The sequence below is a fragment of the Thermodesulforhabdaceae bacterium genome (assembly GCA_037482015.1).
Classification (GTDB): domain Bacteria; phylum Desulfobacterota; class Syntrophobacteria; order Syntrophobacterales; family Thermodesulforhabdaceae; genus JAOACS01.
In genome coordinates this window covers 52,757-67,900 of record JBBFKT010000004.1, presented here as the reverse complement: position 1 = coordinate 67,900, position 15,144 = coordinate 52,757, and the positions used below count along the sequence as shown (strand labels likewise).

14 protein-coding genes are annotated in these 15,144 nt (G+C 40.8%); 5 read left to right on the top strand and 9 right to left on the bottom strand.

What is annotated here, in order from left to right; translation table 11 throughout:
* Positions 1-239: 239 nt before the first annotated feature.
* Both WHS38_06770 and WHS38_06765 read left to right on the top strand, forming a co-directional pair.
* A complete protein-coding gene (locus tag WHS38_06770) occupies positions 240-2,270 on the top strand; it encodes a TonB-dependent receptor (GenBank protein ID MEJ5300674.1) in 2,031 nt (676 codons plus the stop codon).
* A gap of 15 nt (positions 2,271-2,285) precedes the next feature.
* On the top strand, positions 2,286-3,008 hold the full coding sequence (locus WHS38_06765) for a DUF4198 domain-containing protein (GenBank protein MEJ5300673.1): 723 nt from the start codon (positions 2,286-2,288) through the stop codon (positions 3,006-3,008).
* 406 nt (positions 3,009-3,414) lie between these two features.
* On the opposite strand, the gene WHS38_06760 is transcribed toward WHS38_06765, so the two are convergent.
* From WHS38_06760 to WHS38_06720, 9 genes are all read right to left on the bottom strand, one after another.
* Complete coding sequence (locus tag WHS38_06760) at positions 3,415-3,768, bottom strand: hypothetical protein (GenBank protein ID MEJ5300672.1); 354 nt, start codon at positions 3,766-3,768, stop codon at positions 3,415-3,417.
* 425 nt (positions 3,769-4,193) lie between these two features.
* Entirely contained in the window at positions 4,194-5,429 is a 1,236-nt protein-coding gene (locus tag WHS38_06755; protein ID MEJ5300671.1) for a flippase, read from the bottom strand.
* A 36-nt stretch (positions 5,430-5,465) separates the two neighbouring features.
* Entirely contained in the window at positions 5,466-6,374 is a 909-nt protein-coding gene (gene era / locus WHS38_06750; protein ID MEJ5300670.1) for a GTPase Era, read from the bottom strand.
* 239 nt (positions 6,375-6,613) lie between these two features.
* Complete coding sequence (locus WHS38_06745) at positions 6,614-7,318, bottom strand: PspA/IM30 family protein (protein ID MEJ5300669.1); 705 nt, start codon at positions 7,316-7,318, stop codon at positions 6,614-6,616.
* Positions 7,319-7,417: 99 nt separating this feature from the next.
* Entirely contained in the window at positions 7,418-7,816 is a 399-nt protein-coding gene (locus WHS38_06740; GenBank protein MEJ5300668.1) for a YbjN domain-containing protein, read from the bottom strand.
* Between the two features lie 44 nt (positions 7,817-7,860).
* Positions 7,861-9,450 carry a polyamine aminopropyltransferase gene (locus tag WHS38_06735; protein MEJ5300667.1) on the bottom strand — a complete coding sequence of 530 codons (1,590 nt, stop codon included), beginning with the start codon at positions 9,448-9,450 and terminating at the stop codon, positions 7,861-7,863.
* On the bottom strand, positions 9,447-10,313 hold the full coding sequence (locus tag WHS38_06730) for a DUF350 domain-containing protein (GenBank protein ID MEJ5300666.1): 867 nt from the start codon (positions 10,311-10,313) through the stop codon (positions 9,447-9,449). Before WHS38_06730 ends, WHS38_06735 begins: the two co-directional genes overlap by 4 nt.
* 106 nt (positions 10,314-10,419) lie before the next feature.
* Entirely contained in the window at positions 10,420-11,208 is a 789-nt protein-coding gene (locus WHS38_06725) for a hypothetical protein (protein MEJ5300665.1), read from the bottom strand.
* A gap of 25 nt (positions 11,209-11,233) precedes the next feature.
* Positions 11,234-11,785, bottom strand: coding sequence for a DUF4178 domain-containing protein (locus WHS38_06720; GenBank protein ID MEJ5300664.1), 552 nt, complete (start codon positions 11,783-11,785; stop codon positions 11,234-11,236).
* 190 nt (positions 11,786-11,975) lie between these two features.
* On the opposite strand from WHS38_06720, the gene WHS38_06715 reads away from it, so the two are divergent.
* The 3 genes from WHS38_06715 to WHS38_06705 all read left to right on the top strand — a co-directional run bounded on the left by WHS38_06715 (position 11,976) and on the right by WHS38_06705 (position 15,143).
* On the top strand, positions 11,976-13,106 hold the full coding sequence (locus WHS38_06715) for an ABC transporter substrate-binding protein (GenBank protein MEJ5300663.1): 1,131 nt from the start codon (positions 11,976-11,978) through the stop codon (positions 13,104-13,106).
* An 87-nt stretch (positions 13,107-13,193) separates the two neighbouring features.
* The gene (locus tag WHS38_06710; protein MEJ5300662.1) at positions 13,194-14,087 is read left to right on the top strand and encodes a branched-chain amino acid ABC transporter permease; all 894 of its coding nucleotides are present in this window, start codon (positions 13,194-13,196) and stop codon (positions 14,085-14,087) included.
* A 15-nt stretch (positions 14,088-14,102) separates the two neighbouring features.
* Complete coding sequence (locus tag WHS38_06705; protein ID MEJ5300661.1) at positions 14,103-15,143, top strand: branched-chain amino acid ABC transporter permease; 1,041 nt, start codon at positions 14,103-14,105, stop codon at positions 15,141-15,143.
* The last annotated feature ends 1 nt before the right edge of the window (position 15,144 follow it).

Sequence of the window (15,144 nt, the reverse complement as noted above, 5' to 3'; positions counted from 1 at the left end):
TTTTCTGCGGTTTATGTTACTTTACCAGCCCATAGGAGAAGTTTTCGAACACCCTTTTAACTGGACTTGACAATATCTTTTTTTTGAGTTAAAAGTTCGCTACCTAAGAAAGGTAAATGCCTAAGAAAGGTAAATAAGGTCAAGAAGGCCGTGTGAGGTGTTAGCCTTGCACGGCCTTTTTTTATATCAAATCAGTCTTAATATAAAGTTTATATATTTCTCAGAAAAGGAGCGTGGAAATGATTCTAGTTTTAATGTTTTTCTTACTATTCCCAATTTGCCCTATCTATGCAGAACCAGAACCACAAAAGACAGATGATATACAACTTGAAGAGATTATTGTTAAAGAAAAGAAAATTATAAAAGAGAAGTCATCAATTTCTATTGCCAATGAATCTATTCCCGCCAATGTAAATGTTGTAACAAAGGATGAATTAAGTAACATTGTTACTTCGAAACATGAAGAAATTTTCAGAAAAATACCAGGTCTATACGTGGAGAGTTATGGACAGGGGGATATTGGCTCTGCTCTAACTATGAGAGGGTTAGGAGGAGGTGGTGGTGGAAAAAGATATATAGCAACCTATATTGATGGAGTGCCGCAGAATTATCCTATCTATTTTGGTGATCATCTTATTTCCTGGCTTATGCCTGAAATGATTGAGAGAATAGATGTTATAAAGGGACCATTTTCAGTATTATGCGGTGATAACTCTGTTGGTGGTTGTATTAATATAACTACACCGACAACATCCCCTTCAAGTGTTGTGACTTCGGGGGGTAGTTACGGTAGTTTTAGAGTTTTACCTACTTTCAGTTATGATAAACTAAAATTTACTCCTTTAGTTTTGGGAGAGTATCACAGAACGGATGGATTTAGGGACAACTCTGATTATGAAAGATACAATTTTTTTACAAAGGTTTCTTATCCTATTGGTGATAGTAGTATTGCATTGAGATTTAATTACTATAAGGCTGATTGGGATGCTCCGGGATACATATCAAAAACTGAGCTAGAAAAAGATATTGTTAGTAGAAAATCTACTCTTACGCCTGATGATGGAGGAGACAGCGAAGCAGTCTTCTTTGTTGTTAATTATACTCCTGACAGTAAAGAAGAAGGATTGTATATTACAACATACTACAGCGATGTTGAACTAAATAGATATGTCGCTTTTCCAATATACAGCACGTCTCCAATTGCACAGCAGGCGAGAATATTTAACACAGATACCGCGGGAATTAAGACATACTATAATTTCTTTGTTGCTAAAGAAATAATGCTTACCCCAGGATTTGAGTTTAGATATGATGATGGCTATTATCAGAGATACCCTACCCAAAAAAGAACCAAATCTGGGGAATGTGCTCAATACTGGGATGCAAGATACACACAATATTCTATGTTTGTTCAGGGACAAATAAAACCTGTGGAATTTTTGAAATTTGTAGGTGGAATCAGGTATGATGGGTTTGCATATGACATAACAAACCATGTTGTTCCTGATAATTCTGGTGAAGGAGATTCATATGTATTGAGTCCCAAAGTAGGAATAGTTATCTCGCCTTTTAGAAATTTTGATATTTTTGCAAACTGGTCTAAGGGCGCAAGAGCACCTTACATAAATGAGTTATCTCCTTCAAGTTCGTCGCAAAGGAAAAACTTTGATCTTGAACCTGCATATATATCTTCATGGGACACAGGCTTTAGCAGCTTTCTTTTTGACAGGCTTAAATTTTCTGTAGATTATTATCAAACGGATCTTAAGAGAGAAGTAGCAATTATTAATAATGAACCTGTAAACATTGGAGATTCAAGCAGAAAAGGGGTAGAGATAGATCTTAAATTTTATATCCTTCCAGAGTTTGCGGTTTATTCAAGTTATTCATGGGTAAATGCAGAAGTAAAAAACCCGATAAATCCAGGGCAAGATAAAGTTATTGATGTTCCAGAAGATATAATTAAACTTGGTTTTGAATTTATTAAGTCATTCAGTGAAGATGAAAAATTTTATGGAGACTTAGGTTACTACTACACATCAGGTAAATATTATTATATAGGCAAATCAACATCACCTGTTAAAGGGCCTGTATTTGATAAATACACTTTAAATCTTAATTACAAAATGAAAAAACTCGGTTATTTTTTATCCGCAACTTATACACCCAGAAAATATTCATCCGAAGTTACCTGGCTAAATGGAAACGAAATAATGTTAAATCCACAACCCTTGTGGAATTTTACTGTTGGATTAAAATATGAGTTTTAAGAAAGGAGGTATGTTATGTTAAGAAAAGGTTTTGTTTTATTCTTGGTTAGCTTTGCCTTGATCCTTGCTCCTAAGGTAGCTCAAACGCACGATTTTTGGATTGAAAAAAAGAATGGAAATTTTTGGGTAATACATGGACACGATGGAAAACCTGAAGAATATGATCCATCAAGAGTGATCGAGGTAAAAGCCTTTGGAGTTAATGGGAAAGTTATTCCTGTTAAAACCAATGTAAATGAGAACGGATTTTTCTTTGTTCCCAAGAAACAGGCTTATGCTGTTACTGTTACTTTTGACAATAAATATTGGGTAAAAACTACAGATGGATGGAAGAATATAGGTAAGGTTGATGCGCTAAAAGAATCTTTAAACGTTATTGAATCAGGAAGATCTTTTAAATTTTCTAAATATATTGAAAAATGGTCTGATACATTTAAGAGACCTCTTGGAACAGAAATGGAAGTAATCCCGCTAAAAAATCCTCTTAATTTGAAAATAGGGGATACTTTGCCCATAAAAGTTGTTTATAATGGAAGACCTGTTTCAGATGTTTCTATTACTATAAATTGGTCACACGATGAAAAAGCAAAAACAGATACAAATGGTTTTGTAAATGTCGCTGTAGAAAAAACAGGATTAAATCTTGTCAGTGCGAAAACAAAAGTACCGATAGAAAATGATCCTAATGCTGATATTATGTATCTTAACGCAACGCTGGTATTTGAAGTTAAGCAATAAGCAAAGCCTGGTGGTGTTTTATCAATTGTGTCTGGTTAACATTAGGGAGTAAGAGGAGGCTTTCCTCCTGGTGAATATTGCTAACCCTCAAGAAGAAAGGAGGAAAGCCCTATATTTTTGACTTTATTGAGAAAGAGGTCAGGAGGTAGTGAACGGGTGTCGGGAATTGGGAATTGGGGATTGGGGACCAGGAACTAGAAATTAGATTCCTAATCCCTAATCCCCAGTAAGAAAGGAGAATTTATCCTGAAGAGCATCCGGAAACGAAAGGTATTGGGTATTACACTGGAAGTCTTATAACGAGATTTAGCGTTGCGGATGATCTTAACTCAAGTTTGTCATTTTTCTGCGTAAGTTACCGCGATTACTTGATAAGTGATTTTCATTCGATACCACGGATTTTAGCTCATTCGATTTTTCTCACAGTTTTGAGTGGTTTCAGTGAAAGCCCAAGAGTCTGGTATATGTTTACATGAATGGGCTCAGACTCGGAAGTGTGCCGAATGCGAATGACCTGCTCTTTGTCATTGATCATCGTGGTCGTAACTTGAACCTTACCATTGAGATAATTCCGGAGAGTGTTCCAGTGATGGCAAATACCTTTTTTGTGTAATGCCCTTTGAATAACATATACCAGATGATAGGCTATAACTGTCAAAAATACATGATCTTGAATTCTTCGAGAGAGTCGGTGATAGACTGAACGAAAAGAGAACCCATCTTTAAGGCTTTGAAGGGAAGCTTCTAGATGGGTGAGCATACAGACATAGTTCAACCCCCCTCGTTTTCACCATCTTCATATTATCTTTCGTAGCTATACCAGCATCGAAAAACACTGTGGCTCTTTTTCCCATGATAGACATTTGCCGGGGACAATGAAGGAGCATTCCGTCCAAGACGGTCTTTAGTGTGGCAGGCTCGGAAACATTTCCTAGAAAAACTTGTTCCATTTGGCAAAAAGGTCGATTTTTGCGCTTTTCTTTTGACACACCATGCTTTGCTTCAGAAACTACAGGATTTCTTCAAAAAATGAATTCTTTACGCTCAATAAGGCTATCACAGGTGCAGTAGAGACTGACAAAGGAAACATCCCTGGCATTTATTTCGATTATCTCTTCCAGGCGCTTCGGGACTGAAATCATCCATGGACTTCTTGTTCACTCCCTGGATAAATGAGTCTGAAATTCATAATAGTCTAATTTTGACTTTGCCTATGGCTCTAATCATGAAAAAGATTGTTACGCTGACGATCCAGATTTCAGATGCAAGAGTTGCCCAGGCAGAACCCAGGTAGCCGTAAACCGGTATAAGAAAAAGATTGATAGTAATATTCAAAGCGGCAGCGACAGCAGCATTCCACCATTCAAAATGAACCACATCCATTACAAGACAGGCGGTACTTGCAAGGAGACCAACAAAAATCAGCATACAAACCCAGGAAAGCACATTCAGAGCCTGAGCAGCTTCGCGAAAAGATTCCCCATAAACCAAAGCAACAAACCATTCAGAAAATAACGGGGTAGCAAGAGCGATCGGAATAAGAAATCCCACAAACAGCCCAGCTACAAGAAATAACGTTTTTGTAAAGTGATCCATTCCTTGCTGTTTCTTCTGAGACAATATGGGTATAAGGGGGTTAGTCGTAAGAACGGCAAACAAAGCAGCCGTGTCCACTACCTTATAAACAGCGTTATACATGCCCACATCTCGAACTCCTCGCATCCACTCCAGCAAAAATGTATCAGCACGACTGTTAATAGCCGTAAATATAAAAGAAATTCCGATAGGAATTGCTATCTTAAGGTGTGTAATACAAAGATCCCTATTGAACACAAAACGCGGTTTAATAAGACTTCTAGTAAGTAACCAGGCAAGCACAAGGTAAAATATTTGAGCAACCAGGTAAGCAACACAAAGCGTCCATAAAGGACTGTCAAATAAAATAAGCGGAATTGAAAAAAGTACAAAACTTATCCCATACAAACCCGTTGATATGCTGGCATACCAGGGTTTTTCTAATATCTGGAAGACCGGATCGAAAAATCGAGATGCAGCAAACGGTATCGTTATTACGCCTATTATAAGAATGTATAGCAGATCTCGCCCCAAAAAAGGCACAACTGCCAAGGCGAAAATCATGACAAGAAAAGCAAGAACGCCGCGAATTATGATCACATTCCCCAGATAAAGTTCCCGTTTTTCACCTTCAAATCGCGGAAGATCTTTAGCCATCGTAACGGTTGAGCCGAAATCCGCAAAGGTGGCGCAGACGTTTACGAAAGTAAGAAAGTAAGCATATTGACCAAGAGCTTCAGCTCCAAATCGCCTGGCTATCAACACAAAAACGAGAACCTGGGCCACAATAGAAAATGATCTACCCAGGGTTTGAGCAATCATATTAGTGGCGTAAAAACGAATCATGATAAGACTCAAAGAATGACCGGGTGGGTAATCATCTTATAAACGAAATCCCCATTCGGCAAGAACTCGCCTGTTTCTACGCCATTTCTCCTGGACTCTCACATAAAGCTGTAAGTAAACCTTTCTACCAAGGAACTGTTCTATGTTTATTCGAGAAAGTCTTCCTATTTCTTTGAGCATTCTTCCACCTTTCCCTATGATGATCCCTTTCTGGGAGTCCTTTTCAACATGAATGGTTGCTTCTATCGTGGTCATATCTTTTTCCGGATTGTCCTGGAAACGATCTATAGAGACATGAACTGAGTATGGAACTTCATCGCGCGTGAGGTGGAAGATCTGCTCTCTTATGAGTTCGGCAACAATGAAACGTTCTGTAAGATCCGTAATTTGGTCTTCGGGGAAGTAGCGAGGACCCTCCGGGAGTATTTCTACGATGGCATCAACAAGCTCTCGCACCCCGTCAGCCAAAAGAGCCGACATAGGGATAATAGCGTTGAAATCATAATGTTTAGAATAAAAATCGATAAGGGGTAAGATGACTTTCTTGTTTGACACAGTATCAATCTTATTGATCACGAGGATAACCGGTGTGGTAGTGCGTCTCACAACATTATCTAGAATGTATTGATCAAGTCTTCCTGGTGGATTAACGGGTTCAACTATAAAACACAGCACATCAACATCATTTACGGCTGCTAAAGCGGTAGAAACGAGGATTTCGTTAAAAAGATCCTTACTTTCGTGTATGCCAGGCGTATCCACAAAAACGATTTGACAGCGTTCATCGTTGTAGATTCCAGCAATACGATTCCTGGTTGTTTGAGGTTTAGGTGAGGTTATGGATATTTTCTCTCCAATAATGGCATTCAGAAGTGTTGATTTACCAACATTAGGAGCTCCAATAATGGATGCATAACCTGATTTGAAAGCGGTGCTAGATTCCATAAATAACTCTATTCTCCTATGCAAAAACTTGGGATTTTCTTTGTCGGCTATCCCCTTTTGATCTTTTATAACCCACCAGCCTTAAAATAGCCCGTTTTTTTGAACATCTGTCAATTAAGAGATTCATCCCCTGGAAAGAGGGACTTCGATAATCGTTGCGTGAAAAGCTTACGATATAAAGCATGGCATCTTTATATTTCCAGATGCCATGCTTACATCATTGCGATATAGTAGCAAACTTACAAAAGCCCAGCTTTTCTTTTCAATTCGGCGAGAGCATCACTTACAGCCGGAGGTGGTGAAGCAAGTGCTCGCTCTATCTTTTCATCAACCGTTGATGTTTCAGAAGCCACAGCACCATAAGCTTCCGCAAGGGATTCTTCTTCCTTGACCTTCTGCTTCATTCGTTCAAGCATGGCAATTGTGCTCGATGAATCAACTCGAGCAAGCTGCTTGTTGATCTTTTTCATAGATTCCGCCGTTTTTGCTCTAGCTTTCAGCGTGATAAGTTCATTTTCGTATGAGGCTATCTGTTTTTTGAGTTGTTCCACTTTAGTCTGAAGTTGTGCAGCCATTGCTTCCTGAGCCTGACAATCAGCCTGAAGCTGTTTTGCTCGCTCCTCGTTTTCCTGTTTTCTCGTTAGAGCTTCCAGTGCCAGTCTTTCCGCTTCCTGCATATCCATTTCACCTCGCTTCGCCTTTTCAAGAAGAAGCAAAGCTTTCCTTTCATAATCCTGAGCCGCTCTCTGAAAATCCTCCATCTGGCGTCTCAACCTAATCGCCAGTGCCTTAACCTCAGCAAGGCTTTCCATAGCCGCTGTTAAATCCTTTTTCAAATCGCGGATCCCCTGCTCCGTAAGTTTTATCGGATCTTCAAGTTTATCCACTACGGCGTGAGCTTCTGCCTGCCCGATCTTAAAAAGTCTCTGTAAAATTCCTGCCATGTTTCTAAACCTCCTCTTTATGGAGTTTTTCGTTAAAGGGAAAATAATTTCTTATACGTTCAAAACAGACCAATCAGAATCTTTGACCGTTACAAATTTTTAAGACTTAGCAAATTCAAGCAATTCATCGCCGTAGTCCAAAAGAGCCATTTCAAGTGCCAGGATGGAAGCTTCCAGTTCGTTAAAGTCGAGATTTTTAAGCTGAAGAGTGTCTCTAAAAATTACGTGCTTGGATTCCTCATCCAATACGAAAGCGCCGTGAACAAGACTTCGGTTCATCTGAAGAAGTCTTTCGAAAAACCTTTCTCGATTTTTCTCGGGAACCGGCATTATAAGCTGCTCAATGATTAGGATAGGGTCTTCACAATCTACAACAAGGTTTGTAATGCCTCTTTCCTCGTTTTTAACCACGAAGAGTTCTTCTCCTGGATCTTCGTGAACAATCTCAACGTCTAGATCAAGAAGATAGGACTTAACTTTTTGAAAATGTTCGCTCATTACCGCTACCTCCTATTTTGCCTGTTGTTAAAACCATTCAACATTTATTCTAATCCCCACAGCCCTTGCCGGTAGTATTGATACAAAACCGGTTTTAGAAACGAATTCTTTTCGACTTTTTGAAAATCAATTTTATCCGCTGGACTAAATATAAACAATGTTTTAAGAACTTCCAGACTTAAAAATTTTACAGAAAAAGTCACATAATCCCAATGAGACTCGATTCTAGATCGAAGTATTTCCTCTGGAAAATCCGATCCAATTACCCAACCCCAGTCCCCAAAGGTGGGAACATAGGCGTGCATAGGGACAGCGTAAAATCCAGCTTCTTCCATAGTTTTAACGATGCACCAGAAAGCGTAGGGACTAAATACAGGGCTTGTAGCCTGAGTCACCATTACTCCGCCTCTGGAAAGGTGTCGTTTACAATTCCGGTAAAATTCAACAGAATAAAGCCTTTCCAGGGTTGGCGTTCTTGGATCTGGTAAATCTATAATTATTACATCCCAAATTTGTGGTGACCGGTCCAAGAAAGCGCCAGCATCATCGTTTATCACTCTGACACGCGGGTCCTTAAGGGACATATCGTTAAGATCCACAAGAAGAGGGTGAGTCCTTGCAAGATTTGTAATTGCTGGATCAATGTCCACCAGTGTTACGTTTTTAACGTCCCGGTATTTTAACACTTCTCTAGCCGCAAGACCGTCGCCACCGCCAAGAATCAAAACATTCTCGCGAGATGCCGACGCAAGCATGGCAGGATGAACAAGACTTTCATGGTATCTATATTCGTCGTAGCTCGAAAACTGTAGATGTCCATCCAGATACAGCCAGAAAAATTGTCGCCATCTCGTAATCACGATCTTTTGGTAAGGAGTCTGTTCTGAGTAGATAATTTCATCTCGGTATTTTCTATCTTCACCCCAGGAAGCTACAGCATTCCCAAAAGGAAGAGCAGCACAGGTCAGAACTCCAACAAAACATATTATTACAGCTACAGCTCTTCCTTTAGCGATTTGGTGACCGAAATATAACCAGAATATAAGAGCAACAAGCCAGTTAAGAAGAGCCACCAGGATACCCAAAGTAAGCGGACCAAAGCGAGACAAACCGATAAAGGCAAAGAAAATACCTCCCACAAGAGCTCCAATGTAATCCTTTTCAAGAAGGCGGCTAAGATTCAGAGCCAGATCCGCAAACCGGCTGTTAAGTCTTATAAGAAGGGGAATTTCCATACCAATGAGTATTCCCACTAAAAGAGTCGAGCCATAAAGAACGAATCGAACAGCAACAGGGTAAGCCATAGAAGCGTAAGCTCCTGTAAGAGATACAACGATCACCAAAGAAAGAAGGGATTCCACAACCACAAAACAAATTGCTTCATCACTCTTGATGTAACCTGTAATACGGCTACCAATACCCATAGCAAAAAGAAAAAGGCTGATTATCAAAGCCCATTGAAAGAGTGTATCTCCAAGGAGGTAGGAGGCTATTGTAGAAATTATGTATTCTATAAGAATCCCGGAAAACCCAGTTACAAACACCGCAAGTTTGATGATTTTCGAGGCGGAAACAACTCTGGCATTATGAGAAAATATCCCAGAGAACTTTTCGCCAATCAGGCGAATAATCATATAGAAAGGCTCCAACCTATAAGAAACGAGATCGCCACATATATAGATGCTTCAATAGTGGCGGCGCCAATATTGGGGACATCCTGCCTTACAATTTCATCCATGAGACGGCGTCCACTAAGCATAATTTTTTCAACAAGAAGTCTGGATAAAGGAAGAAGAACGGCACCAATTCCCATTACCACTACAAAGAACAGAAGATCTCTTTCCCAGGACACAAAATTACCCTGAATGGCGAACCTCACAATGTTCCCTGTAGCAACCAAAACGCCTGCGAAAGCCACTCCTGCCGCAACATTATCCTTCTCAACTTGCTCATGAACATCGAAAGGAAGAATGCGGTTGTAGAACCATGTAGCAACAATCAAAGCGATTTGCCCAAGTAGCCAGAAGACCACAGCAGACAGTATGGTTCCTTCACCGGCAACAGCTCCATAAACCACAAGTCCCATGGCAACGTGGTTAGCGGCAACAATAATACCGGTTCCACAGTTACGATCTTCGATAATTTCCTTAGTTGCATCAAAGGAACGCAAAATGATTTTATCGGAAATGAAATGTGAGCAGAACATGAACAAAATGGCAAGAGGCCCATAGATCAAAAGATCGTAAAAGGCGAGCCTTATCGTCAGAGTCGGTCCAACCAAAGATCCACCTATGGCGAGAGCCATTCCAATCACGTAACCCCCAAGCACTATAGCCATAGCGGGATTATCTTTTTCCACAAGCTCATCACGAACGTTGCACCTAGGATACATCAAATTAAACACCCATCTGCCAACGCTTAGTAAAACTATCGATCCGACAAAAAACCCAAAAACAACGCCAACCCATTTAGCAATAGCGCCGATCATGCTTTCCATGTTGTGTCACTCTCTCCTTTCTCATTCTGATGAGCAAATAATTTCCAAAACTTAAACCCGAACCTGATTCACTTTAGCAAAGAAAATAACCCTTGGAAGACTAACTTCATTTGCCGCCGATACGGCCTCCAAAGCTTCCACTTGTTGTTCTGGTTGTAAAAGTGGAAACTTTTGTTTTACCCATACTTTGAGAAACTCTCTGTTCGAAACCGGCTTTTTTTGCCGACATCCGCGCTTGTTGACGTTCAAAAAAGGTGGGATATTTTTTCTCAGTCCATTTACCACCGGTGCCGAAAGTGGGTGATCCCGTTTCATCACGAGGACCGAAATAGGGCTTTTTTCTTCCAACACTTGTCCTGTAATCACGCCAATCATCGTAGCGAATTGTGTGTCCCCGTCCTAAAATATCCATGATAGTCGAAATGACATAGTATTTCCCGATCCATTCCCAGATCTGGTTTCCTTTTTCATCGGTCTTCCACTGGCCAAATCGAGTATCGCCAACAAACTGGTAAGCTGGGGGCTGAGGTGTATCGTTGATGGTTCCGTCTTTTTCTTTAGCAAGTATGGTCATTCCAAGACATGGACGATACTTTTCGTAAAGAGCCTTACTAACCGGATACCAGGGGGTTACTTTCTCACGTAGTATTGGCTCTCCTTCCTTTAGCTCTCGATCAAGGTATATAATCCGGTATAGATGATAGTAGTTAGTGAACAAAAATCCATCTTCTCGCATATCTACAAGAATAACGGAATATTCCGGGTAAGGATCTAATTGACGTTTAAGTTTTTCCAGCGGGTCTGGCGAAGATCCACCGCAACTTACAAGAATAACTACGGCAAAAGACAAACAACATATTAATTTCAGTTTCAGATGAAAGATTTTTGAAATCATAACTTCATCCTTACTTAAAGGTAGGTTATCTTGGAAGAATATTGCTAAATTGATATTCCTCCACATATTCTCCAGCGGAAGCTTCAAATTCTGTATCTCCCCATTGTTCCACGGTTATGACCTTTGTTCCATCAGAACTTTCGTATTCCCAATAAATAAAGGGGATGGCTGGATGCATGCCGTTTTTGAAAAATTTGGCTCCACCATAACTTACCATTTCATAAACATTCCCTTCGTATTGTAGTTTTTGAGGCGGATCTTCATACTGGAGAATATGCTTCTTAAGCCCGGGATCAATAGCACCAAGCGGAACTTTTTTCATCAGAGTCCAATAGATTCCATCGTCTTCTTCTCGACAAAGATATTTTATATCGTTACCGGATCTCAGTTCCCATTCGAGCATTTCAAAGCCATCACCCATATCATATCTATGGCGTGCAATTACCTCCCAGGTTTTCATATCAAAATCCACAAGCCATCCAGGGCGAAGATCTTCAAGGCGAACTTTCGTTGGATCGAAAAAGGGCTTAATATCTTTTTCCTTGCCCTTCCCTAGCAACCAATCAAAAAGTCCCATAGCTTTGCCTCCCAATTCTTTAATTTATTAAAAAGAGATTTTAATTATAATTATCTTGACCAGCAGCAATTTTTTCTTATAGCTTAGCAAAGAATCCAGATAGACAATCCTTTTTAGTTTAACTAGTTTTGGTAGACTGTGCCACATTAAAAACGCTTTAAAGAGACTTGTCGCAAAAAGGAGGATCGATATGTTTACAAAAAAGATTGCCTTGGTTGTGGCTGTGCTTTTAGTAGCTGGTTTAACCGGAAATTTTGCCGCTCATGCTGAAGAGACCATCAAAATAGGGGCATATCTTCCTATGACTGGTTCGGTCGCATCCTATGGACAGATGGAATGGAGCGGCATTCAGGTAGCGAATCAAATGAAACCGACAGTGCTTGGTAAAAAGATTGAGCTTGTTCTAGTGGACACCAAAAGCGACAAAATTGAAGCAGCAAATGCTGTGACCAGACTTGTTGACAAGGAAAAAGTTGTAGCAATTATCGGTGAAGCGATAAGTGGCAACACAATGGCTGGAAATCCCATTTCTGAGGCGGCAAAAATTCCTTCAGTAAGTCCTACCGCCACCAATCCTCTTGTAACTCAAGGTAAAAAGTTCGCTTTCAGAGCCTGCTTCATTGATCCATTCCAGGGTGAAGTTGCCGCTCGATTTGCTAGAAACGAACTCAAAGCCACAAAAGCCGCTGTAGTAATTGATGTGGCTCAGGATTACTGTGTGGGGCTCGCAAATTTCTTTGTTAAAGAATTTGTAAAGCTCGGCGGTCAGGTGGTATCCACAACCTATATCCAGACAGGCGATCAGGATTTTTCTGCTCAATTAAGCGCCATCAAGGCGGCTCAGCCAGACATCATCTACGCACCTAACTATTACACAGAAGATGCTCTTCTTGCTAAGCAGGCACGAGACTTGGGGATAAATGTTCCGATCCTAACAGGAGACGGTGCTCAGGCTGATGAATTGATAAAAATCGGCGGGAAAGCTGTGGAAAATATGTATTTTACTGCTCATTTCCATAAACAAGCTGCCAATACCCAACTTGCAAAGGATTTTGTCAAGGCTTTCGAGGAAAAATACAAAAAAGAGTTGAGCGCCTTTGAAGCTCTTGGTGCCGACGCTTATTTCATGATAGTTGCCGCTATCGAAAAGGCGGGTTCAACAGATGGAACTAAGATTAGGGACGCCCTGAGTTCGCTTAAAGATTTCCAGGGTGTTTCGGGAACAATCACCATGGGTCAAGATGGCAATCCGATCAAAAGCGTGGTCATAAACAAGGTTGAAAATGGAAAATTTGTTTATGTAACCACGGTAAATCCGTAGAAGCTATTTTATGGTAAAAAGCTATTAGATATTTTGAGGGCAAAAACCTTTTTTGGGTTTTTGCCCTTTTTGTGAGGTTTGTAGATCGTGAATATTCAGATTTTCTTGCAGCAATTGATTAACGGCATCACTTTAGGAAGTCTCTACGGACTTGTCGCCATTGGATACACAATGGTCTACGGCATCCTGAGGCTCATCAACTTTGCTCATGGAGACCTCTTAATGGTTGCCACCTATGCGGTCATTTACGGCATTGCTCTATTTGCTCTTCCGTGGTATCTCAGCTTTCCACTGGCGGTCATGGTGACCGGACTTGTGGGTATACTTCTTGACAAGGTAGCTTACAAACCTCTTCGCGATGCCCCTCGCATATCCCTTTTAATTTCCGCCATTGGGGCAAGTTTTCTTCTGGAAAACCTTGCTCTTGTAGTTATTGGTGGCGTGCCAAAACCTTTCCCAAGACCACCACTTTTCGACAAAGTCATAGATATTTACGACATTAAAATACAAGTTTTGACCATTTACACACCGATTACCACCATCTTATTACTCCTTGGACTTCTTTATATCATCTACAACACAAAGGTCGGAAAAGCTATGAGAGCGGCATCCCGTGATTTTGAAACCACTCGCCTCATGGGAATAAATTTAGATCGCATCATAGCCATCACTTTCCTGATTGGATCATCTCTTGCCGCAGTGGGGGGCATCATGTGGGCTATGAAATATCCCCAGGTCAACCCTTTCATGGGCATTATTCCAGGAATAAAGGCTTTTATTGCGGCCGTGCTTGGTGGAATCGGAAGCATTACGGGGGCAGTTATAGGCGGCTTCGTGCTTGGAATCGGTGAGGTTCTTATAGTGGCTATATTTCCTGGGTTTGCCCAATATCGAGACGCTTTCGCTTTTCTTGTGCTGATTCTCTTGTTAATTTTCCGTCCTACAGGCATTATGGGCGAACCTATTGTGGACAAAACATAAAAACGTAGGAAAAGAATGGCTCAAAAACAGAGAAATTTAATCCTTAACGTTTTGACAATAGCCCTGCTCTTTTTGATCATCTGGCTTTTCGATCGATACGGAACCGACTACCAAATAAGAATACTAAACAACATCGCCGTGTTTATCACTCTTGCCGTGAGTTATAATTTGATAAACGGTGTATGTGGAGTTCTAAATTTAGGTCCAAACGCTTTTATCACGATAGGAGCTTACACATCAGCACTTCTAACGATGAGCCCAGCAGAAAAGAAAATAAGCTTTATCATTGAACCTCTCATTTGGCCGTTGAACTTAATCCAGATTCCTTTTGGAGCAAGCCTTGTATTAGCTGGAATTGTAGCAACAATTTTTGCCTTTCTAATAAGCTACCCGGTTTTTAGAGTAAGAGGAGACTACCTTGCTATTGTAACACTTGGGTTTGGCGAAGTAGTGCGAGTGCTCTGCAACGCCCTTCAAAACATCACCAATGGCCCCTTAGGGCTGAAAGGATTGAAGCCCTACACAAACCTGTGGTGGTCCTGGGGAATAGCAATTCTTACCATAATCGTCGTTCAGAGACTTATAAACAGTAGCTGGGGCAGAGCGATGAAAGCCATCCGAGAGGATGAAGTAGCGGCCAAGGCGATGGGGATAGACCCCTTTAGACACCTATTGCTGGCGTTTCTTATTAGTGCTTTCTTTTCGGGAGTTGCAGGAGGCCTGCTGGCTCATCTTATTACCACCATATCTCCAACTCTTTTTACCTTTTTCCTTACCTTTAACCTGCTTATGATCATTGTCGTTGGGGGGCTTGGAAGCACTACAGGGGCAGTTATCGGAGCCACCCTGTTCGCTTGGGGAAGTGAGGCTCTCCGCATTGTTGAAAGTCCCATGCACATAGGTCCAATCTACATCCCTGGCATCCCGGGTATGCGAATGGTAATATTCAGTATCATCCTTATGGTTGTTATCATCTTCGCCAGAAGAGGCATCATGGGCCAGCGAGAATTTAGCTGGGATTGGGTATTTTCGAAAATCAGGAGCCAGCGAACCTAAA